The sequence below is a fragment of the Polaribacter filamentus genome (assembly GCF_002943715.1).
GTDB classification, from domain to species: domain Bacteria; phylum Bacteroidota; class Bacteroidia; order Flavobacteriales; family Flavobacteriaceae; genus Polaribacter; species Polaribacter filamentus.
The window spans coordinates 889,789-911,335 of record NZ_MQUA01000013.1 but is presented as its reverse complement, the minus strand read 5'-3'; the positions used below and the strand labels follow the sequence as shown (position 1 = coordinate 911,335).

Genomic DNA, 21,547 nt, shown 5'->3' with positions numbered 1-21,547 from the left:
ATTTTTGATCATAAAATTCATAACAAAAATTGACAACCTATTTCAGGAGAAGACAAACAGAACGTAAAATACTGAAATTAATGAGCCAAACTAAAATATTTACAACTCGAAAACTGGAAAAAGTTACGAAAGAATTTATATGTGAAAATGACAAAATTGAAAACGAATATTTAGGCGATTGGACTTCTACTCTATTTTATGTAAGTCATAAAAAATGTTGGTTGTTAATTAACAAACTGACCAAATATCTTCTGATTTTACCAAATGTAAAAAAAACTGATTTGAAAAATTTATCTTCTATTTTCAAAGAAACTTTTTATGCGCAATTAATCTACGACGGAATTATAATTGAATATGAATTGGTTGAAAAAATAATAGGAGAAACTAAATTGTATGAAACAAATAATGACCGAAGTACGAATGGTTCTCTAAATAATTGTCTGTTATTTCTTGAAGATTGGAAATATGAATTTGGTGATTATGATAATATGAATTTTAGAGATTTAAATGGTAGACTAAATAGCTCACCGAATAAAATGCTAAAATGGAAATATCCGAAAGAGAAAATGGACGAAACAATAAAAGCCTACGCACAACACCGTATATAATTTATTGCTGGCTTCTCGTCTACTTACGAAAGTCCTCGCGGACTTTCTTGGTCAGTAATTATTTACTAAATTAGTTGCTTGAAACACGCAACAAACCATATACAACAACGTTGTAAACAATACCGAAAAAAAACTGAACAAAAAATGAAATATGCTGAATTTAATATTGAAAACCACAAAATAGAATTTATGAATTCTGTATTCGGAATTGAAAAAGTTTTATTAGATGGAAAAACTGTTTCTGAAAAATTCTCTTTTTCTGGAATTAAGCACAAGCTAAACCTGAATTCTGAAAATTTTATTCTGAAATCGAAATACAAACAATTCGATAAAAGAGAAATAGAATTGGAATTAGTTAAAAACGGAAAGACAATTGAAAAACAAATCGTTCAAGCCGATAAAAAACAAAGAATTTACTGGATGTTAATTGGAACTGGATTAGGAATTGGAGCGTATGAACTCTTGAATTTGATAATTGAAAGTCTGAATTAATAATTGCGAATGAAAAAGTACTGTTTACAACACCGTGTATTAAATATTGCTATATTTGGCTAGACTAAAACTTATTGCTTCTTTGCAAACTACTGAATTTCCGTTGGAAATTCCTCGTTCACAAAGCCGCAACATTCAATACACAACCACGTTGGGCATAATTTAAACGAAATGAAAAAAGTATTAATAATATTATTAATTGGAATTTCCAATATTACATTTTCACAAACGATGACAGGAATTGATTCTGTTTCTTATGTAATGTGTGATTACTTAAAAAATTTGGAAATTAAAAATGATACACTGAAAATAAACACTTTATACGAAAAGCAACTTTATCCATATTTAGGAAAATTTGAGCAATCACAAACTCAAAAAATCGGACAACAAGTTTATTATAGACTTCAAAGAAATTGTGTGGAATTCCGAAATTTATTAGACAGATTGGAACCGCCAAAAGAAGCAGTGACGAGAATAACGGAAAAGCCAAAACCTGAAATTTCGAAAAAGCAACTCAAGGAATTTAAAAATGAAAAGGAATTTTATTATTTCGAAGTTGCTGGAGATACAACAAGAGTAAAAATGGAAAAAGGAAAATGGACGGACTCATTTTCTAATAATACATTTTCAAAACTGACTTATAATTGGATTAACGAAACCGAATTTGAATTAGTCTTTGTGGAAAGTAACAATGAAACAAGGTCAAATTTTAGTGTAAAAGGAGATAAATATATTTATCAGATTTTATCAAAAGAAGATGGATATTATCAAATGACATTAAATATTCCTAGACAAGAAACTTTTGAGAAATTTAAAATGTATTACGAATAAAAAACTATGCCCAACACCGTGTAAAAAAAATTGCTGGTAAAAGCCAATTTATGAAAGTCCTCGCGGACTTTCTACCCGTGTTTTATTTGCTAACTTTAGTGCTTAAATTACGCAACTTTTCTTACACAACAACGTTGTAAAAAACTGGCGGAAAAGTTACTTCCATTCAATAACTTAACGCAACAAATCTAAATTTATAGATTTGTAAAATGATAGTAAAAAAACACAGACGACTTACCCTTAAAGAAAGAGTCCAAATTCAGACACTTTTAAACGAAAAAAAGACCAAAACATACATTGCTAAAACTCTTGATAGAGCACCTTCTACAATCTCCAGAGAAATCAATAAATGGGTGCTAGATAATAATGATATTTATGATGCTGAACTAGCACATTGGAATGCAAAAGATGAGTACGCTAACAAAAGGAATAGAGATAAAATAAGTACATATTCTCTGTTAAGATTTTTTGTATATAAAGGACTTTTATCCAATTGGACTCCTGAACAAATTTCTGGGAGACTTAAAGAATTGTATCCGAATGATCCTATAATGGCTATTTCTCACGAAGCAATATATAGACACATTTATACAAGACCACAAGCTAGTTTAAATAAAAAACTAATCAAGCTGCTCGTTCGTAAAAAAACAACAAGAAACCCCTCTAAAAAAAGACGTGGTGGAGGAAGTAAAATAGTCAATCAAGTCAGTATTGACAATAGACCTGGACATATTGAACTTAGACTTGAAGCTGGACATTGGGAAGGTGATTTAGTCATTGGAAAAGATCATAAAAGTGCTATTGGAACCATTGTTGAACGCAAAACAAGATTTACTATAATAGTAAAATTAAACTCTAAAAAAGCAGATGAAGTGGCTAAAGAATTTTCTAAAAAGTTAAATCAATTAAACAATAATCTTAAAAAATCTATGACGTATGACAATGGAATTGAAATGGCAAGACATGAAAAAATTACTGAAAATACCGGTATGAAAATTTACTTTGCTCATCCATATTCTTCTTGGGAAAGAGGTACTAATGAAAACACAAATGGACTCATAAGAAGGTATCTACCTAAAGGAACAAACTTTAATGAAATTAGCGAAAATCAACTCCAAATTATACAAGATAAACTTAACAATAGACCACGAAAAATTATTGGGTATAAAACACCTCTTGAAATGATCAATATTGAACTAAAATTAGTAGCTTAGTAACATCAAAAAGTAATAACAATTTGTTGCATTACAACGTTGAATCCAAGAAACCCAATAAAAATTTAAACTATGGACGAGGAAAGAAAAGATAAACTTCACGCTCTTCAACGTACGTTAGACAAAATATACTTTTCTAAATCCTTTAAATCACCATATGATAAAAGGGAAAAACGGTTTGCTCACAAACTATTAGACTTTGAAAAAAATGAATATATCTTAAAAGACCAAGAAACACTTGGAGTATCGTTAAATGGCAAAAGACAATTAAAAGCAATATTCCTTGAAGACCAAAGACAAATAGAAAAACTGATAGTTCAACAATTTGGTATTGAAGATAATCCAATTAAAAATAAAGTAAGAGAAGCCTCTTTTCACGGATTTGAAATTGAACGACTTTACTTTTTTTTAAAAGGTATTAAAGAAACTGATTTTCCTAATGAGAGTAAATTTAATGTCAAAGATTCTGATTTGGCTCAAATGCTTTTAAATAAAAATCAAGCTGGGAAACTTATCGAAGATAATTTAGAGCTACTTCAGGATGCTCTAAATAATAATGTAACAACTAAAGATTTAATAAATTTTGGATACAGGAAAACACAGTTAGAAATATTTGACAAACTACAATCAGATACTGAATTCTTTGAAAAATTTAAAAGTAAATTAGAAGATGAATCTAACAAAAAAGTTAGTAATGAACTTGTGTGGCAAAAGTTTTTCGAAAAAAATACTTGGATTTTAGGCTATGAATTAGATTACATTTTTAATTCCGAATTAAATTCAAAAAAACTTGAACAAGTTACTTCTGGCTCAAACTTTAATTCGGGTGGAAAAAGGACTGATGCTTTATTTAAATCTTTAGGAGCTATTAATTCTCTTTGCTTTTGTGAATTAAAGTTAAATAGTGATTCACTATTAAAACCTGTAAAGAATGCATACCGAGGAGAATCTTGGCAAATTTCTGACTCTCTTGCTGGAGCAATTGCTCAAGTTCAACGTACAGTTCATAAAGCTATTAAAGACTTTTCTACAAAAACAGAAATAAAAGACGGACAAGATAATTTAACCGGAGAAACATTGTATTTATACAATCCAAAGGCTTTTATTTTAATTGGAAATCTAAATGAGTTTATTATTGATGGAAAATTAATGAAACAAAATTCTCATCATTCGAAATGTTTAGGAAAAATCTAAAAAACATTGAAATAGTCACTTACGATGAATTATACGAAAGAGCGTATTATATTTGTCATAATAAAGAATAAAAAAGGCAGCACATAACACCGTATAAAAATAATTGCGGTTTAGTGCTTAATCAAAGGTCGTTGCGTGTTTGTAACGTCTGATTTTCCTTCGGAAAATCCTCGCATACAAACCCGCAACTATTCTTATACATAAACGTTGGCAACAAGCAAAAAATGAATAATACAGATAAAAAAGCAATAAAGTCTTTAAATAGGCATAAAGAAAAACTGAAAAATCCATCTGACTTTGATAGTAGTTGGGTATCTAAATTATCTGACTTATTACTGAAATATTTAGGAGCTGAATCTTTATTATACAATTCTGCAAAAAAATGGTATTCATTTGCAAGTCGTGGAAATATTTCACATATGAACGATTGCTTGAAAATATTAGAAAACTCTATTGAGTTTATTGAAGACAATGGAGTTAAAAAAGATAGCTCTTTTTGGCGGACTTTAGAAAACACTAATAAATCTGTAATTGTTACCATTTTAATTTTTATTATTAATATTATTTTTTGGTCTGGATATTTAGTGTCTGACTATAAAAAAACTAAAGCTGATTATGATTTAGTTATAGAAAACATCCAACTAAAAGATAGCTTATTTTCCATCCGAAAAACCTTTAAAATACCCGACAATAAATCCAATCCCGATACAACTACCAATGAAAATGGAAGTTATAATAAAAAAGATTGAGTCTGAATAAAGCCAGTTGCCAACACCGTGTAAAAAAAATTTCTTAATTATTGTAATCATTATTATTTCCGTTTATTAAATTACATTATCTTTAAATCGGAAAATTACGTTTCTAAATACGCAACTTTCCTTACACAACCACGTTGGCTGTAATAACACGAAAAAGATAAAAATGACACCAAAACAAGTAGAAAGAATAAAGAATAAAATCACGAAAATAAAACGTGCGCTTTCTGCTGATAAAAAACGTTGGGGAGGATATTATGATGATAGTCGAGGACTTCGCTATTTACCACCAGAATTATATTTGAAAATAAACGATTATTCAGGAGCTTTAAGATATTACAACTGGTTCGAAAAAAACTTTCCAGATGACTGCGGATTTCCAATTTTTCTGTTTGAATGGACAATTACCCTTTTTAAAACTAAACGGATTAAACAAGCTGAGAAAAAGGCTATGGAGACATTTTACTCTAACACGTATTTGATTGACAAATTTTTAAACAAAGAATTGCTTGACTTTGATAAATCTGAGAATTCAAATTGGGAATATTCGAGTTTAGCTGAACAATTGATTTATTCAAAAGACCAAAACGAGTTAATCGATTTTGCTGACTGGTTAGAGAATTTTATTACTACTGAAAAATTTTATGCTTTTGCCAATAAATTCATCGAAATTGAAAGTGTTTTAAAAACAGAACCGATTGGAGAGAAAAGAACAAAACTTGTTAAAGAAAAATATAAACTGATAGAAAATATTAACGATTAAAAACTACAGCCAACACCTCATATAATTTATGCTTACATTTGAACTAGTACAAACGACAAACATTCAACAAACAATTTGCTACGTCCGAAAAATCTCCGATTTTCCAGTCGCACAAATCATATAAAAACTCGTTGTGCTTCATTAAAAACCAACCGAAAATTGAACAAGATTACAGATAAATATACCGAAACATTTAACACTTGGAATAAGGTCGCAAATTTGTATGAAGACAAGTTTATGAATTTAGATTTATACAACACTACTTATGATATATTCTGTAATTTAATAGAAACTGAAAAACCTAACATATTGGAACTCGGATGTGGACCAGGAAATATCACTAAATATCTCATTTCAAAAAAACCTGATTTTAATATTTTGGGACTTGATGTTTCACCAAATATGATTGAATTGGCAAATAAAAACAACCCAACAGCCAATTTTGAAGTTATGGACGTTAGGTTTATTGAAAAAATAGAAAGAAAATTTGATGCTATTGTTTGTGGATTTATAATACCCTATTTATCAAAAAAAGATAGAAAAGAATTAATCGAAAATTGCGCAAAATTATTAACCGAAAAAGGAATATTATATCTCAGTTTCGTAGAAGGGAAGTATGAGCACTCTAAATACCAGACGGGAAGTAATGGAAGTAGAATGTTTTTCTATTATCACGAACTAAACAAAATAAAATCTGAATTAATTGAAAATGATTTCCAAATACTGAATAATGAAGATGTCGAATATAAAAAGCAAAATGGAATAGAAATTCATACAGTTTTAATAGCAAAACAAAATAAACGAAAGCACAATCGAGTAGACGGCTGACTACCAAAAAGTAGCCAGTGCGCCTCTCACACCACCGTACGTACGGGTCTCGTATACGGCGGTTCACCAAATTGAAGTTTGCTTCTTATTTATGTAATCTACCATGGGTTTGTAACCTTTTCTTTTAAGTATAGAAAGGGTAATTGTAGTTTTAAGTATAGGGCTTTGGGCTACTGCCCAGCCTCCCATTCTTGTTCTACTCCAAGCATACGCTTGTCCGTTTTCTATTCCTAATCGAATTAGGCTTTTACGTTTTCTTTCTAGTTTTTTCCAATCATGCCAAATGCAATATCGTAACCTATTTCGCAACCATTCATCCAACTTTTTAAGTTTAGCATAAATGTTTGTTAATCGGTAATTATTCATCCAGCCCCTGCAAACTTGATTTAGTCGCTCGAGTCTTTCTAGTAAAGACATTGGTTTGGTTTTCTTGGTTAAACTTTTAAGATTGCGCTTAAACTTTTCCCAACTTTCCTGTTTTACAACTAGTTGATACTGCCCTTTTATGCCTTTCTTATAGATTGGCACAAAACCGTGTCCTAGCAATTTAAAATTTACAGGTCTGCGTATACCACTTTTAGCACCATTTATAGGGAGCTTTAATTTGTCTCTAAGAAACAAATACATGCTATTTCCTATTCGTTTTGCCTCGCTTTTGCTTTTAGCATACATACTAAAATCGTCTGCATAACGCACATATCGTACCCCTTGTTTTTGCATTTCTTTATCCAGAACGTCTAATATAATATTAGATAGTAATGGACTTATTGGACTGCCTTGTGGAATTCCTTTTCGGCGTTTATAAAGTTTTCCATTTATTGAAATGGGAACTCTAAGCCATTTTCGGATTAAACGCAAGGTGGTTCGGCATTGTACTTTGTTGTAAATAAGTTGCAGTAGGATGCAATGGTCTACTTCATCGAAGAATCCTTTTAAGTCAATATCTACAATATCCTGATAGCCATCATTGATGTATCGCTGGGCTTGTAGTACTGCCTTTTGGATGTTCTTCTGTGGGCGAAATCCGTAACTAAAGGTTTCAAATTCGTATTCGAACTTAGTCATTAATTGTTGGTTTACCCCCTGTTGTAACCATCTGTCTACTACCGTTGGTATTCCTAAAAGTCGGGTTTTACCATTTCCTTTAGGGATCGTTACTCCTAAAATTGCTTGTGGTACATAGCTATTATTACAAATGGATAGCAGTAGTTCTGACCTATTTTCCCTAATGTATTCAGGGAGTTTTTGATGCGACATACTGTCTATTCCGCTTGCTCCTTTATTGCGCATAACTTGACGTGCTGCTTTATAAAGATTCGTAGCTTCTAATACTTGGGCAATCATAGTTTTAAATAATTTGTTTACTCCTGTTGAGCTAAGACTAGGCTAGCAACGCCTCCTAGTCGAATTACAACGTAATTTAATGTTCAGTCCTTCCTTACTTGTGAGACCGTGAGGGTTTTCCCCTCCTCGTTTCCTGTAAGTACTATGACTTCTGCTGACTTCTCTATACAGCCAACTCGTGGCTCTAGAGACCTCCCCAGGTAATGGCATCTTCTTTCACTCAATTCCTGCCGTATCTACATACTTACCCTTTTGTTACTCTTTTGGGCGTTACAATGATGTGCTTGCTTACCCAAGTAAATATGCCTCTGTATACGATTTCTGTTCGTCAGTACCGAGTTTTGTAGTCTCGCTTTCTTCAGATGTAACTTCGCAGTTACCACCCTTGCGACTTACTAATGCTTCAAGACGTTACTCCTGTGCATAAGGGACTTGCACCCTCTAGTTGAATAACTTATCTTGCGATAAGTTAAAGATGCCCATACTGGGCACACACAATATGTATAGTTAATGGCTACATAGTGCTAAATTTGAAGTTCATTCTTTTAATAAAGCTCTGTTATAAACTTAAAATTTTGGTTCTTTAAAACGCCACTAACCATACACAAACCGTTGTGCCTCATTAAAAAATATGACAATTCCTGAAATAGGTTGACAAAAAATTAAACACTTTTAGCAACTTATGACACTAACAAAAAAACACCCCTGTCCAAAAAAGAAGTATCAAAAAATTGGTTTTGATCTCAAACTTTCCATCATTGACCAAATTACAAACGGTCAGATTTCTGTAAATTATGCAGCTAAATTGCATGGAATTTCTCGATCATCTATTACCTATTGGATGAAAAAATTGCGTTCCTTTGAACAAAATTCTAAAACAATGAGTAAAAATCAAGAACTTAAAAAACTCAAAGAACGTGTCGAAGAACTCGAGTTCGTTAAAGACTTTCAACAAATGATAATCGCTGATTTTGAGAATAGTACAAATCTTGGATTCGCAAAAAAGTTATTGCCCGAAGCACTGTACAAAGAAGTGGAGAAAAAAATGAAAGACCTTTCAAAGAGAAATGGATCCACCAATGCTTCGGTATAAGCAGACAGGCTTATTACAAAAGAATCAAAAAACAAGAATTAGAACAAAAACAAGCACTTATTATCTTTGAGCTAATAAAGCCCATTAGGCTTTTACAGCCTCGTTATGGTTGTGCAAAAGTATATTTGGATATCAAGGGTGATTTAATCAAAAACGGCATTAAAATGGGGCGTGACAAGTTCTACGCCTTAATGAGAAACTATGGCTTATTGATTAAGAAAACTAAAAAATATCATATTACAACTGACTCTAATCATGGCTTTTACAAATCAGAAGATTTAACTGTAAACCTTGAAATTATAAACGCAGAACAAGTATTTGTAAGCGATATAACCTACATTAAATTAGCATCACAACATGCCTATTTAGCGCTGGTTACGGATGCCTATTCTAAAAAAGTAATGGGCTATAAAATAGATACAAATATGAAAGTAAAACTAGTAAAAGATGCTCTGGAAATGGCTGGCAATAATCGAATTTACAAACATCAAAACACAATTCATCACTCTGATAGAGGGATACAATATTGCTGTCCTGATTTTGCAGATTTTGCCAAAGCAAAAAACATGACTTTAAGTACAACTCAAAACTCAAGCCCATACGAAAATGCTGTAGCTGAAAGGATTAATGGAATTCTAAAACAAGAATTTGGATTAGGGAAAACGATTCCAAACTTTAAAACAGCTCAAAAAATGGTCAAACAGGCTATTGAAATTTATAACAACCATAGAAGACATTACTCAGTAGAGTTGAAAACACCCGAGTTTGCTCACAAAAACCAACAACACAAATACAAATCTTATAGAAAAATGAAAAAATCTATTTTAAATACGTAAGGAATGTTGGTAACTTTTTTAAAACCCGGAGGGAATTTTTTAAAAAAGTTATCAATGTTCCGGCAATAAAGTATAAATTTGAAAAGCAATTATTAACCTTAAAAAAGGTCAACGTATAATAGGATAAGACACACTCAAAATAAATGAAAAAATTAGTTATAACATTAATCTTAAATATTCTTGTTAGCTCAATGTATTGTCAAACAAATGATTCTATTTTAAGAAAATTGACCGAAGAACTTGAGAATATATGTTCAAGAGAATATATTAATGGATTCTCTGTGGCTATTGTAAATCAAGATGGCATTCTATATGAAAAAGGGTTTGGGTATTCTAACATTAAAGCAAACAAGAAATACACTAATAATACAATTCAAAACATTGCTTCTATTTCCAAAACTTTTATTGGCATTGCATTACTTAAAGCTCAAGAGCTTGGGAAACTAAATTTAGACGACCCCATAAATAAACACTTATCGTTTAATGTAAATAATCCGTATTTTCCCAATGAGCAAATTACAATACGACAATTGGCAACTCACACCTCTAGTATTAAAGACCCTTCTAGATATGAGAAGAATGGATATATTTTGAAAGAAAATGATAATGGGGTAGCCAAAGTAAATAGTAATTTTCGCTCACCTGATGAAAAAATGGTCCTAGATGAATTTTTAAAGAATATTTTAAGTGAAGATGGAAAATGGCATAAGAAAAATAATTTTTTAAAGACAAAGCCGGGAGCAATATTTGAGTATTCAAATATTGCCGCAGGATTAGCCGCCTTGGTAATAGAAAAGGCAACCAATCAATCATTTAACGAATTTACCAACGAGCATATTCTTACACCTTTAGGAATGTCCAATTCTGGTTGGTCATTTACTGAAGTAGATTTTTCAAAACATTCTAAATTATACAAAGACAAAGAAACCGAATTAGCTTTTTATCAATTGGTTAATTATCCTGATGGTGGTTTAATTACTTCTTCTACTGATTTAGGGAAATACTTAACCGAATTAATTGCAGGTAATAATGGTAATGGTAGCATCTTAAATAAGCAAAGTTATGAGGAACTATTTAGACCACAACTGACTGATAAAAATTATAATAAAAGAAATGAAAGTGCTTATAATGACGAATATAATATGGGTGTTTTTATGGGTATTTCAGCGCAAGGACAAATAGGTCATACTGGTGGAGACCCAGGAGTCGCAACCCATATGTTTTTCAACACTGAAACTAAAATCGGAAAACTTTTGATTGTCAATACCGACCTTAAAAAAGAAGGAATAAAAGAATTTATAGACATATGGAAAAAATTAGAAGAATATGAAACTAAATTATAAGCCAGCTGGTAACAATGGCTATAATTAATAAGGGTTTAGTGCTTAATCCAAAGTTTAGTGCTTTTAACCAAGGCCGCCAAATCTTTTAGATTACCCGATAGGGAAATATGAAATAAATTTGGCTTTATAAATGAAAAAATAAAACAAAATAAAAAGGTTTGGCTAAGTGCTTAATCGAAAGGACAGTTCCTTTTGATCCCGCACTAACCATAGCCCAGCCGTTGTAGCCAATTAGAAAAACGATAAATGAAGAAAAGAATAATCGGAATTGATGTTGCAAGAGCCTTGGCAGTTATCGGAATGATAATTGTAAATTTTAAAGTTGTTTTTGGTGAAAATGGACTTAGTTGGGTAAAATCTTTTGCAAGTGTTTTTGACGGAAAAGCGGCTGCAACTTTTGTTGTTTTGGCAGGTGTTGGACTTGCATTAATGACAAATTCTGCTATTAAAAATAAAGACCTAGACAAATTAAAAATTGTACGGGGAAGAATACTAAAAAGAGCACTGTTTTTGTTTATTGTCGGTATTTCATACATAGCAATTTGGCCAGCAGATATTCTTCATTTCTATGGTATTTATATGGCAATTACGATTCTATTATTGACCAGTAAAGAAAGAACCCTGATAGCTACCGCAATTACCTTAATCGTTGCTTTCCCAATACTAATGACATTTTGGAACTACGAAACTGGATGGGACTTTAACACCTTAGACTATCAAGACTTTTGGACTGCCAAAGGGTTTATGAGAAATCTCTTTTTCAATGGTTTTCACCCTGTAATTCCTTGGACTGCTTTTATGTTGTTTGGTTATTGGTTTGGAAAACGGGATTTACACAATGATAAATTCATAAAGAAAACATTTTGGATTAGTTCAATCATTTTTGTTTCTATCCAAGCTCTTTCGTATTTATCTATTTCTTTTTTATCAGAAGGAAACCAAGAAACAGCAAAGGAATTAACGGAAATACTTGGAACCAATCCAATGCCACCACTACCAATTTATATGTTCAATGGTAGTGCAATTGCCTTCGCAATAATTTCAGCTTGTATAATAATTGCTAAACGGTTTGAAAACAATAAAATAATTGACGCCTTAAACAAAACAGGACAATTAGCATTGACCTTTTATGTGGCACACGTAATTATCGGAATGGGAATTATTGAAGCAATTAATCCAGCGAAAATGGGAAATTATTCTGTTGAATTTTCTGTAGTTTATGCATTGGTATTTAGTTTATTATGTATCGTATTTGCAGTTATTTGGAGAAAGTATAAAACTTCTGGACCTTTAGAATGGATTATGCGAAAGGTTACGGATTAAAAAAACTGGCTACAATCGATGTAGACGGCTGACTGCCAAAAAGTAGCCAGTGCGCCTCTCACACCAACGTACATAGGGAAAACAAATTTCTACCCTTCGGAACAAATGTCCATCAGGACATTTAACCCTCGTGCACATATACGGCGGTTCACCAAATTGAAATTTGTATCTTGTTTATGTAATCTACCTTGGGTTTGTAACCTTTTCTTTTAAGCCTTGAAAGTGTACTTGTAGTTTTAAGTATAGGGCTTTGGGCAACAAAGAACTGAGTTAAAAAACAAACAATTTCTATGGTAAATTTAGACATTAGCTCTATGGCATTGTTGAAGTAGATAAGATCTCGTACTAAAATATGCGGTGAGCAACCTTGTGTTTGTGAAGTAAAACTACCAAAGGAATGTGAGATTTACGGAAACCTACCTTCTACTTGCAAGAATAAAGTTAGCGTAAAATTAAAAAATGGTAAAGAATTAACCATTCAACATACTACCCAGACTCTGTTTTGGGATGCAAGTGGTAAGCCAATAACTTCTAAAGATTTTCTAAATAATCTAATGGGAGATATACCTAGTTTATTTAAAAATGAAGCGGAATTACGAGAATTGTGGAGTAATCCAATGACAAGAAAAACGTTGCTCGAAAAATTAGAGGCTGCAGGTTAAGGTGCTAAAGAATTAAATGCACTTCGTAAATTGGTGGCTGCAGAAAATAGCGACTTGTTTGATGTGTTGGAGTATGTTTTTAACAGCGAAATAAAGCCTTTAACACGGTCAGAACGTGTGGCTGCTGCTGAAGCAACTATTTTTACATTGATGAATGAAAAACAGAAAGCGTTTATTGCATTTGTATTAAGCAAATATATTGAAACTGGTGTAGGCGAATTAGACCAAAATAAGCTCCCTGTTTTATTGTCGAGTATGTTTCATTCGCAACAACATGGCATTGCAGAACTAGGCGGTGATGTAATAAAGATTAGAAACTTATTTATTAAATTTCAGCAGTATTTATATAAGACAGCGTAAAAGCCATTGCAAGTTATTAAGTAAAAACTTACTAATAGACCCTGTAAAATTATTAGTCATAAAACACCAATTGAAATGATTACTATTGAACTTAAATTAGTAGTTTGGTAACATCAAAAATTAATAACGTTTTGTTGCGTTACAACGTTGAATACAAGTCTAAATAAAATATTATGAAAACATTCAAATTGAAACTCCAAATTATTTTTTGGTTCATACTCGTAGGAATTATTACTTCATGCACTCCCAATGAATCTGGTGACAATCGACCTAACATAATTTACATTATGGTAGATGATATGGGATATGCTGATCTCAGTATTTATGGCCGAACTGAATATCAAACTCCTGTTTTAGATGCTTTCATCAATGAAGGCATGAAATTTACAAATGCATACGCTGGTGCACCAGTTTGTACTCCAACTCGTGTTGCGCTCATGACAGGAAGATATCCGGCGAGGAATGAAATCGGTTTACGTGAACCATTGAGAATGAATGCTGATGATATTAATATGGGGCTATCCCCAAGTATTCCTACCCTTTCATCCATGATTAAAGAAAGTGGTTATGAAACTGCATTATTCGGTAAATGGCATCTTGGAGCAGTTCCCGATTTTTTCCCTAGTAAGCATGGCTTTGATCAGTTCTTTGGTATCTCGGGTGGTGCTGCCGATTACATAGACCATAAATCTTTCAATAACGAACTTATTCTATATGAAAATGATCTACCTATTGAGAAAGAAGGCTATTTGACAGACCTTATTACGGATTATACTGTTGATTTTATTTCCAAGAAACATGACAAACCATTTTTTATAAGCCTGCAATACACTTCTCCTCATTGGCCCTGGCAGTTGCCTGGAGATGATCCCTATCCAGATAATGTTAGTCATTTAAGCGGTGGATCACCGGAAATATTTGCCGGAATGGTTAAAAATCTAGATACCAATATTGGGAGAGTACTTAAAGCGATAGAAGTGGCAGGTTTAAAAAAGTCAACTCTGATTATATTCACTAGTGATCATGGTGGTGTTCAATATTCAGACATGGGTCCATTTCAAGGTCAGAAATTGACCTTGTATGAAGGGGGCCTTAGGGTACCAGCAGCCGTTCGATGGCCTGATGTAATTACCGCAGGTTCGGTGAGTAGTCAGCCCGTTATAACTATGGATTGGACTGTAACAATGTTAGCTGCTAGCAAAGCCAAAATTCCAGACAACCTTCTATTTGATGGCATTAATTTGATGTCTTATCTGGAAGATTTTAAAAAATTAACCCCTCGTAAATTTTATTGGAGAATTACAAATCGAAAGAGACAAAATGCCTATTTAGATGACACGCTGAAATATTTAAAAACAGCAGAGGGAGAATTTCTCTTTGATATTTCAAATGACCCTGGGGAAACAATTAATTTAAAGGATATTAATACTGAAAAATTTACTCAATTGAAATCAGATTTTCAACTACTGGATAATCAAATGCTCGAACCTTTTGTCTTGCCTTTGGAACCGATTGACTAGCTAAAAAGCCTACAGCAAAAGATAAAAACGCATTTTATCAAAACCGTTGTAAAACATTTGAAAAAACAATATTATGGAAATACAAAAAACAATAGACATTCTAACTGAAATCAGAAAAAATACTGATAATCCTAAAAACAAAAAGTATTCTGAAAAATTCATTCGACTATTAACTGAAATTCGTTTCATGAATAACATCAAGCCAAAAGCAGAAATACTAGATTCTGCACTAAAATTAATTAGGCAAAACTTCGAAATTGAAAAAGATAATATTGTAGTTAAAAAAGAATTAAATAACTTTATCAAGTTTTTGAAAGCGGAATTTTCATTCACAATTCCTTGGTATTATACACAGATAGGTGCTTTAATTGGCTTAATGGTAACTGTCTTTTTTGGACTTTTATCACTTTTAGTTGGACTTTTGGTCGGCGGAATCATTGGATATTTCTTGGATGAAAAAGCACGAAAAGAAGGAAAAAAATTAAAAACGGAATTAAGCGAATTTATTTGCTAATAAAATACAACCTACAACACCTTGTATAATTTATTGCTAGTAATTGTACACTTACAAAAACACTCACGGATTTTCCTAGTTGGTTTTGTATTTGCTAACTTTAGTGCTTAAAACACGCCACTGATCATACAAAAACACTTTGCACAATTTGAAATGACAATGAAAATGCTGATATTGACAGTTATTACTGAAGCTTCATTAATTTCAATCTAAACCATCAAAAAAAATCAATTATGAATCGTTTATTTTTATTATTCTTTATTATCTCTTTTGTAAGCTGTAAAAAGGAAAAAAATAGTACTAATGAAGAACAACGCTGGCAACAACATGCTAAAAATACTGAAATTATAAGAGATGATTTTGGTGTGCCACACATCTATGGGAAAACGGATGCCGATGCAGTTTTTGGATTGTTATATGCGCAATGCGAAGACGATTTTAACCGTGTTGAACGCAATTATATTTGGGCCCTTGGTAGACTTGCTGAAGTAGATGGCGAAGCATCTTTGTACAGTGACTTGCGCGCCAACCTATACATGACCAAAAAAGAAGCTATTAAAAACTATAACAATAGCCCTAAATGGCTTCAAGAGTTATGTGTTGCTTTTGCCGATGGAGTTAATTTTTACCTAAAAACGCATCCTGAAGTACAACCCAAATTAATCACTCATTTTGAGCCTTGGATGCCAATGTATTTTAGTGAAGGTTCTATAGGAGGCGATATTGAAAGAGTTTCTACCAATAAAATTAAAGCTTTTTATGATAAAACGAATGATAACCGAGTAGCTATTAATGATGGCTTGATTAGGTTGAATGATGATGAGCCAAGAGGTTCCAACGGATTTGCAATTTCCGGAGCTAAAACAAAATCAGGTAATGCTATGTTGCTTATTAATCCGCATACATCGTTCTTCTTTCGGGGCGAAGTACACGTAGTAAGTGAAGAGGGTTTAAATGCATATGGCGCAGTAACTTGGGGGCAATTTTTTGTTTATCAAGGATTTAACGAAAAAACAGGTTGGATGCATACCTCTACGGGAACAGATATTATTGATGAATTTGAAGAAACGATCGTTAAAAAGGGTTCCAGAACATCCTATAAATACGGTGATGAATTACGTCCTCTAGATTCTACGGAAGTTACTTTAAAGTATAAATCTGCAACTGGATTTGAAGAAAAAACATTTATAACTTATAGATCACATCATGGCCCTATTACACATGCCAATAATGGTAAGTGGGTTTCAACTGCATTAATGTGGAGTCCGGTGAAAGCCTTGGAACAATCTTTTACAAGAACAAAAAAATCGAATCATAAAGAGTTTTATGAAATGATGGATATTAGAACCAATTCTTCTAATAACACAGTATACGCTGATGCAGACGGCACGATTGCTTACTATCATGGTAACTTTATTCCAAAGAGAAATGAAAAATTTGATTACAGACAACCGGTAGATGGCAGTAATCCTGAAACCGATTGGAACGGGTTACATCCTTTGGAAGATAATATATTGGTATTGAATCCGCCAAATGGTTGGATACAAAATTGTAATTCCACACCATTTACAAGCGCTGCTGAATACAGCCCAAAGCGGGAAGATTATCCAAAATACATGACCTCTTTCCCAGAGAATTTTAGAGGCATACACGCTATTCCATTATTGACAAAAGCCGAAGATTTAACACTAGATACTTTAATTGAATTAGCGTACGACACCTATTTGCCTGGAGCCGATCTATTAATTAGTGGTTTGTTGGATGCAGCGCAAAAAACGCCCATTAAGACGCAAGAGGCTAAAGAAGCCATTGCTTTATTAAAGAATTGGGATTTTAGGGTATCTGAAAGTTCTGTTGGCATGACGCTGACACAGTTTTATGTAAACGCATATTTCAAGTCAGGTAAAATTCTTAATAGACAAATACCATTATTAGAAGTATTTGATTATATGAGCAAAACAGCTTTACCAGCAGAACGCTTGGAGGTATTTCAAATTGCTTTAGACAATTTAGAAGTAGATTTTGGCACATGGCAAACACCTTGGGGAGCATTCAATAGATATCAAAGAAACGATGGTGAGGTTGTTCAAAAATTTAATGATGCAAAACCAAGTCTTCCTATCGGAATGGTTTCAAGTTTTTGGGGAGCTTTAGCCTCATTCGGCACCAGTTTTGGAGAGCACACTAAACGACAATACGGCACTTCTGGAAATAGCTTTGTAGCTGTTGTGGAGTTTGGTGATAAAGTAAAGGCTAAAACGATGTTAGTTGGCGGTCAAAGTGGAAATCCAAATTCGCCACATTTTGATGACCAAACACAGCGTTATGCAAAGGGTTTATTTAAAGATGTGGCATTTTATAGGTCAGACGTTGAAAAACGAGCTAAAGCCACCTATCATCCAGGTGACAAACAACAATAACTTATAATAAAAAGGAATACTATCAACTGAATAAAAACCTGCTATAACATACTTATAATTTATTGCTAGTACTCCCCTACTTTTGAAAATCCTTGCGGTTTTTCTAATTGATTTGTATTTGGTAAATTAGGTGCTTAAAACACGCAACTAATCATATACTAGCCATTAGGCTTGATTAATCTCATTTAAAAGCAGATACTAATCAATAAATATTTTAACTTGCTGATCCTGCAGAGAAAGAAGTAAATTAACTATTTAAAAAATATACCCGATTATTTTTCACTTCTAACAGAAAATCTAAAAGGAAGTTAAGGTCTAAACAGGAAAAATCAAAGTCTCTCTTATATTACTATTTTCTTAAGCTTATTCCAAATCGTTTTTACTTGAAAAAATATGGTTAATTTATGAGATTGCTGTAAGCCTTAGATTTATTACAAGAACTCCAGATGTAAAGAATAAAATCATTAGCTTACGGGATAACCAAAAGAAGCAAAATCTAAAAATGAATATCACTGAAAAATATATAAACGTAAGAAATCAAACTGTTGCTTTTTGCAGTCATTTGAAACCCGAAGATTATGTCATTCAGTTGGTGAAATTTGCGAGTCCTGCAAAATGGCATTTAGCGCACACCACTTGGTTTTTCGAAACCTTTATTTTAATGCCTAATGCAACAAACTACAACGTTTTTAATACAAATTTTAACTTTCTTTTTAATAGTTATTATAATACAGTTGGCGACAGAATTTTACAAGCCAACCGTGGCAATATGTCGCGTCCAAGTATAGATGAAATTTATGCTTACCGAAATTATGTAGATGAAAAAATGCAAATTTTCCTAAAAACCACAGACGATAAAAAGATACTCGATTTGGTAACATTAGGGCTAAATCACGAACAACAACATCAAGAATTATTAATTACGGATGTAAAATATATGTTGGGACACAATCCATTTTTCCCTGTTTTTCATAACGATTATAACCTTGTTAAAGACACCAATTCGACAAACGAAAGCATAAAAATAACAGAAGGTCTATATAAGATTGGCTATCAAGGAAATGATTTTTGTTACGATAATGAGTTGGGCGCTCATAAAGTGTATGTTCCTAATTTTGAAATAAACAAGTATTTAGTAACCAATGGTGAATACTTCGAATTTATGGAAGCAGGCGGATATTCAGATTTCAATTTATGGCTGGATGATGGTTGGAATTGGGTACATAAAAACCAAATAAACTCGCCAATGTATTGGCACAAAATAAAGGACGAATGGCATTATTATACACTAGCAGGATTACAAAAAGTAAATAAAAATGCTATTCTTAGCCATATTAATTATTACGAAGCCAATGCTTTTGCCGAATGGAAAGGAATGCGATTACCAACAGAATTTGAATGGGAAATAGCTTCACTACAATTTAACTGGGGCAAACGTTGGGAATGGACAAACAGTGCTTACTTGCCTTACCCAGAATTCAAAAAAGAAAATGGTGCGGTTGGCGAATACAACGGAAAGTTTATGATAAACAAAATGATACTTCGTGGTGCTTCGGTGGCCACATCAAAAAATCATAGTAGAAATACGTATCGCAATTTTTTTAACCCTTCGGAGAGATGGCAATATACCGGAATTAGATTAATCAAATAACATGAACGAAAATTTTAAAAATGAAGTTCACAAAGGATTGTCGTCAAACCCTAAATCGCTTCCGTCAAAATATTTTTATGATAAAAAAGGAGACGCCCTTTTTGTAGAAATAATGAATTTACCCGAATATTATTTAACTCGTAGCGAATTAGAGATTTTTCAAAATAAAACCCAAGAGTTAATTGATTCCATTGGTGTACAAACAGATTCCTATTTCGAATTGATAGAACTAGGTGCTGGAGATGGCACCAAAACCAAAGAATTATTACGTGAATTAGACAAGCAGAATTATAATTTCGACTACTTCCCTATCGATATTTCGTCTAATGCATTGAAGCTTTTAGAACAAGACTTAAACACGCAGATTCCTAATCTGCGTGTACAAACTCGACAAGGGGATTATTTCGAAGTCTTGGCTTCCTTAAAAAATAGTAAACAACCAAAAGTAGTATTATTTTTAGGGTCGAATATTGGGAACATGCAGGACCAAATGGCTTTCAAGTTTATTTACAATCTTGGCGCTAATTTACAACCTGGTGACAAAATTTTATTAGGCGTAGATTTGATTAAAGCAAAAGAAATTGTACTACCTGCTTATAACGACAAAAAAGGAATTACAGCAAAATTTAATCTAAATCTTTTGGATAGAATAAATAAAGAATTAGGCGCAAACTTTAACCTCAATCATTTTGAGCACCAACCAGAATACACAGAAAAAGAAGGAATTGCCAAAAGTTGTATTGTTAGCACAACAAATCAAACTGTAGAAATTAATGCCACAGGAAACTCCTATACATTTGCCGAAGGGGAAAAAATACACACCGAAATTTCAAGAAAATACAACGACCAATTGATTGAAAATATAATTGCCAATACCAACTTTAGTATACAAACTAAAATACTGGATAGCAAAGCTTACTTTGCTGATTATATTCTAAAAAGGGATTAATAAATGGCATATATCCTGTAAAATCTTAAAGCCCAGTATAAAAAGTTATATTGGATAAAATCGAAATAATTCAAACATTATGAATGAAAAATTTAAAGACTTAAAAGCGATTTATGTAAATTGTACATTAAAAAATCACCTATAAAGAGCCATACTTCAAAACTAATTGAAGTTTCCAAATCTATCATGGCAAAAGAAAATGTTTCGGTAGAAGAAATTAGGCTAATTGATCATGATGTAGCGACTGGTGTTTATCCAGATATGAAAGAACATGGGTGGGAAGTAGATGAATGGCCAGCACTTTTTGAGAGCATATTTGCAGCAGACATCCTTATTGTAGGTACTCCAATTTGGTTAGGAGAGAAATCATCTATTGCTCAAAAATTAATTGAAAGGTTATATGGAATGAGTGGGCAAACAAATAAAAAAGGACAGTATAGCTTTTATGGTAAAGTAGGTGGTTGCATGGTAACAGGAAACGAAGATGGCATTAAACATTGTGCCATGGGGATATTATACTCCTTACAGCATGTAGGATATTCTATACCACCACAGGCAGATTGCGGCTGGATAGGAACGGTTGGTCCAGGGCCAAGTTATGGTGACACAGAGTGGAACGGAGAAAAATTAAAAACCCCTGTTGGTTATGATTCAGATTTCACCAATAGAAATACTACTTTTATGACTTACAATTTACTGCATTTAGCTGCCATGTTAAAAAAACAAGATGGTTATCCAAGCTACGGGAATTCTAGAGAAGAATGGGACGATGGAACAAGATGGAATTTTGATAATCCAGAATATCGCTAAAAAGCAGGTAATTTATTTACAGATTATTTTCTCTTAA

Annotated in this window: 19 protein-coding genes and 1 pseudogene; 19 read left to right on the top strand and 1 reads right to left on the bottom strand. The window is 32.5% G+C overall.

What is annotated here, in order from left to right:
• The first annotated feature begins 80 nt into the window (after positions 1-80).
• From BST83_RS06240 to BST83_RS06205, 8 genes are all read left to right on the top strand, one after another.
• Positions 81-608 carry a DUF6933 domain-containing protein gene (locus BST83_RS06240; RefSeq protein WP_104809511.1) on the top strand — a complete coding sequence of 176 codons (528 nt, stop codon included), beginning with the start codon at positions 81-83 and terminating at the stop codon, positions 606-608.
• Between the two features lie 144 nt (positions 609-752).
• Positions 753-1,100 (top strand): hypothetical protein, encoded by a 348-nt coding sequence (locus tag BST83_RS06235; protein WP_104809041.1) that lies wholly within the window; start codon positions 753-755, stop codon positions 1,098-1,100.
• Positions 1,101-1,271: 171 nt separating this feature from the next.
• Positions 1,272-1,931, top strand: a complete 660-nt coding sequence (locus tag BST83_RS06230; protein ID WP_104809040.1) for a hypothetical protein — start codon at positions 1,272-1,274, stop codon at positions 1,929-1,931.
• Positions 1,932-2,140: 209 nt separating this feature from the next.
• The gene (locus tag BST83_RS06225; RefSeq protein ID WP_104809039.1) at positions 2,141-3,145 is read left to right on the top strand and encodes an IS30 family transposase; all 1,005 of its coding nucleotides are present in this window, start codon (positions 2,141-2,143) and stop codon (positions 3,143-3,145) included.
• A 72-nt stretch (positions 3,146-3,217) separates the two neighbouring features.
• On the top strand, positions 3,218-4,339 hold the full coding sequence (locus BST83_RS06220; protein WP_104809038.1) for a Shedu anti-phage system protein SduA domain-containing protein: 1,122 nt from the start codon (positions 3,218-3,220) through the stop codon (positions 4,337-4,339).
• A gap of 224 nt (positions 4,340-4,563) precedes the next feature.
• Entirely contained in the window at positions 4,564-5,088 is a 525-nt protein-coding gene (locus BST83_RS06215; RefSeq protein ID WP_104809037.1) for a hypothetical protein, read from the top strand.
• Between the two features lie 172 nt (positions 5,089-5,260).
• Positions 5,261-5,857: a hypothetical protein gene (locus BST83_RS06210; RefSeq protein WP_104809036.1), complete on the top strand. Its 597-nt coding sequence runs from the start codon at positions 5,261-5,263 to the stop codon at positions 5,855-5,857.
• A 159-nt stretch (positions 5,858-6,016) separates the two neighbouring features.
• A complete protein-coding gene (locus BST83_RS06205; RefSeq protein WP_240614673.1) occupies positions 6,017-6,685 on the top strand; it encodes a class I SAM-dependent methyltransferase in 669 nt (222 codons plus the stop codon).
• Positions 6,686-6,748: 63 nt separating this feature from the next.
• On the opposite strand, the gene ltrA is transcribed toward BST83_RS06205, so the two are convergent.
• Entirely contained in the window at positions 6,749-8,029 is a 1,281-nt protein-coding gene (gene ltrA / locus BST83_RS06200) for a group II intron reverse transcriptase/maturase (RefSeq protein WP_104808356.1), read from the bottom strand.
• A gap of 682 nt (positions 8,030-8,711) precedes the next feature.
• Between ltrA and BST83_RS06195 the strand changes: the two genes are divergently transcribed.
• From BST83_RS06195 to BST83_RS06145, 11 genes and pseudogenes are all read left to right on the top strand, one after another.
• A complete protein-coding gene (locus BST83_RS06195; protein ID WP_104809035.1) occupies positions 8,712-9,122 on the top strand; it encodes a helix-turn-helix domain-containing protein in 411 nt (136 codons plus the stop codon).
• Positions 9,023-9,958 carry an IS3 family transposase gene (locus tag BST83_RS06190; protein WP_104809034.1) on the top strand — a complete coding sequence of 312 codons (936 nt, stop codon included), beginning with the start codon at positions 9,023-9,025 and terminating at the stop codon, positions 9,956-9,958. The genes BST83_RS06195 and BST83_RS06190 overlap by 100 nt, the downstream gene beginning before the upstream one ends.
• Positions 9,959-10,101: 143 nt before the next feature.
• Positions 10,102-11,301, top strand: a complete 1,200-nt coding sequence (locus BST83_RS06185) for a serine hydrolase domain-containing protein (protein WP_104809033.1) — start codon at positions 10,102-10,104, stop codon at positions 11,299-11,301.
• A gap of 246 nt (positions 11,302-11,547) precedes the next feature.
• Positions 11,548-12,624 (top strand): DUF418 domain-containing protein, encoded by a 1,077-nt coding sequence (locus BST83_RS06180; RefSeq protein ID WP_104809032.1) that lies wholly within the window; start codon positions 11,548-11,550, stop codon positions 12,622-12,624.
• A gap of 692 nt (positions 12,625-13,316) precedes the next feature.
• The gene (locus BST83_RS06175; RefSeq protein ID WP_104809031.1) at positions 13,317-13,646 is read left to right on the top strand and encodes a type I restriction-modification enzyme R subunit C-terminal domain-containing protein; all 330 of its coding nucleotides are present in this window, start codon (positions 13,317-13,319) and stop codon (positions 13,644-13,646) included.
• Between the two features lie 173 nt (positions 13,647-13,819).
• Complete coding sequence (locus BST83_RS06170) at positions 13,820-15,166, top strand: sulfatase-like hydrolase/transferase (protein WP_104809030.1); 1,347 nt, start codon at positions 13,820-13,822, stop codon at positions 15,164-15,166.
• A gap of 73 nt (positions 15,167-15,239) precedes the next feature.
• A complete protein-coding gene (locus tag BST83_RS06165; protein WP_104809029.1) occupies positions 15,240-15,680 on the top strand; it encodes a hypothetical protein in 441 nt (146 codons plus the stop codon).
• A gap of 233 nt (positions 15,681-15,913) precedes the next feature.
• Positions 15,914-18,100 (top strand): acylase, encoded by a 2,187-nt coding sequence (locus BST83_RS06160; RefSeq protein ID WP_104809028.1) that lies wholly within the window; start codon positions 15,914-15,916, stop codon positions 18,098-18,100.
• 502 nt (positions 18,101-18,602) lie between these two features.
• Positions 18,603-19,751 (top strand): ergothioneine biosynthesis protein EgtB, encoded by a 1,149-nt coding sequence (egtB, locus tag BST83_RS06155; protein WP_104809027.1) that lies wholly within the window; start codon positions 18,603-18,605, stop codon positions 19,749-19,751.
• 1 nt (position 19,752) lies between these two features.
• Positions 19,753-20,700, top strand: a complete 948-nt coding sequence (gene egtD / locus BST83_RS06150) for an L-histidine N(alpha)-methyltransferase (RefSeq protein ID WP_104809026.1) — start codon at positions 19,753-19,755, stop codon at positions 20,698-20,700.
• A 79-nt stretch (positions 20,701-20,779) separates the two neighbouring features.
• Positions 20,780-21,510, top strand: a pseudogene (locus tag BST83_RS06145) (flavodoxin family protein).
• The last annotated feature ends 37 nt before the right edge of the window (positions 21,511-21,547 follow it).

Bases quoted from the DNA above. Each gene is read 5' to 3' on its own strand.
- ltrA (WP_104808356.1), bottom strand. From the start codon at position 8,029: ATGATTGCCCAAGTATTAGAAGCTACGAATCTTTATAAAGCAGCACGT.
- BST83_RS06240 (WP_104809511.1), top strand. From the start codon at position 81: ATGAGCCAAACTAAAATATTTACAACTCGAAAACTGGAAAAAGTTACG.
- BST83_RS06195 (WP_104809035.1), top strand. From the start codon at position 8,712: ATGACACTAACAAAAAAACACCCCTGTCCAAAAAAGAAGTATCAAAAA.
- BST83_RS06215 (WP_104809037.1), top strand. From the start codon at position 4,564: ATGAATAATACAGATAAAAAAGCAATAAAGTCTTTAAATAGGCATAAA.
- BST83_RS06220 (WP_104809038.1), top strand. From the start codon at position 3,218: ATGGACGAGGAAAGAAAAGATAAACTTCACGCTCTTCAACGTACGTTA.
- BST83_RS06160 (WP_104809028.1), top strand. From the start codon at position 15,914: ATGAATCGTTTATTTTTATTATTCTTTATTATCTCTTTTGTAAGCTGT.
- BST83_RS06180 (WP_104809032.1), top strand. From the start codon at position 11,548: ATGAAGAAAAGAATAATCGGAATTGATGTTGCAAGAGCCTTGGCAGTT.
- BST83_RS06235 (WP_104809041.1), top strand. From the start codon at position 753: ATGAAATATGCTGAATTTAATATTGAAAACCACAAAATAGAATTTATG.
- BST83_RS06210 (WP_104809036.1), top strand. From the start codon at position 5,261: ATGACACCAAAACAAGTAGAAAGAATAAAGAATAAAATCACGAAAATA.
- egtB (WP_104809027.1), top strand. From the start codon at position 18,603: ATGAATATCACTGAAAAATATATAAACGTAAGAAATCAAACTGTTGCT.
- BST83_RS06170 (WP_104809030.1), top strand. From the start codon at position 13,820: ATGAAAACATTCAAATTGAAACTCCAAATTATTTTTTGGTTCATACTC.
- BST83_RS06185 (WP_104809033.1), top strand. From the start codon at position 10,102: ATGAAAAAATTAGTTATAACATTAATCTTAAATATTCTTGTTAGCTCA.
- BST83_RS06165 (WP_104809029.1), top strand. From the start codon at position 15,240: ATGGAAATACAAAAAACAATAGACATTCTAACTGAAATCAGAAAAAAT.
- egtD (WP_104809026.1), top strand. From the start codon at position 19,753: ATGAACGAAAATTTTAAAAATGAAGTTCACAAAGGATTGTCGTCAAAC.
- BST83_RS06230 (WP_104809040.1), top strand. From the start codon at position 1,272: ATGAAAAAAGTATTAATAATATTATTAATTGGAATTTCCAATATTACA.
- BST83_RS06225 (WP_104809039.1), top strand. From the start codon at position 2,141: ATGATAGTAAAAAAACACAGACGACTTACCCTTAAAGAAAGAGTCCAA.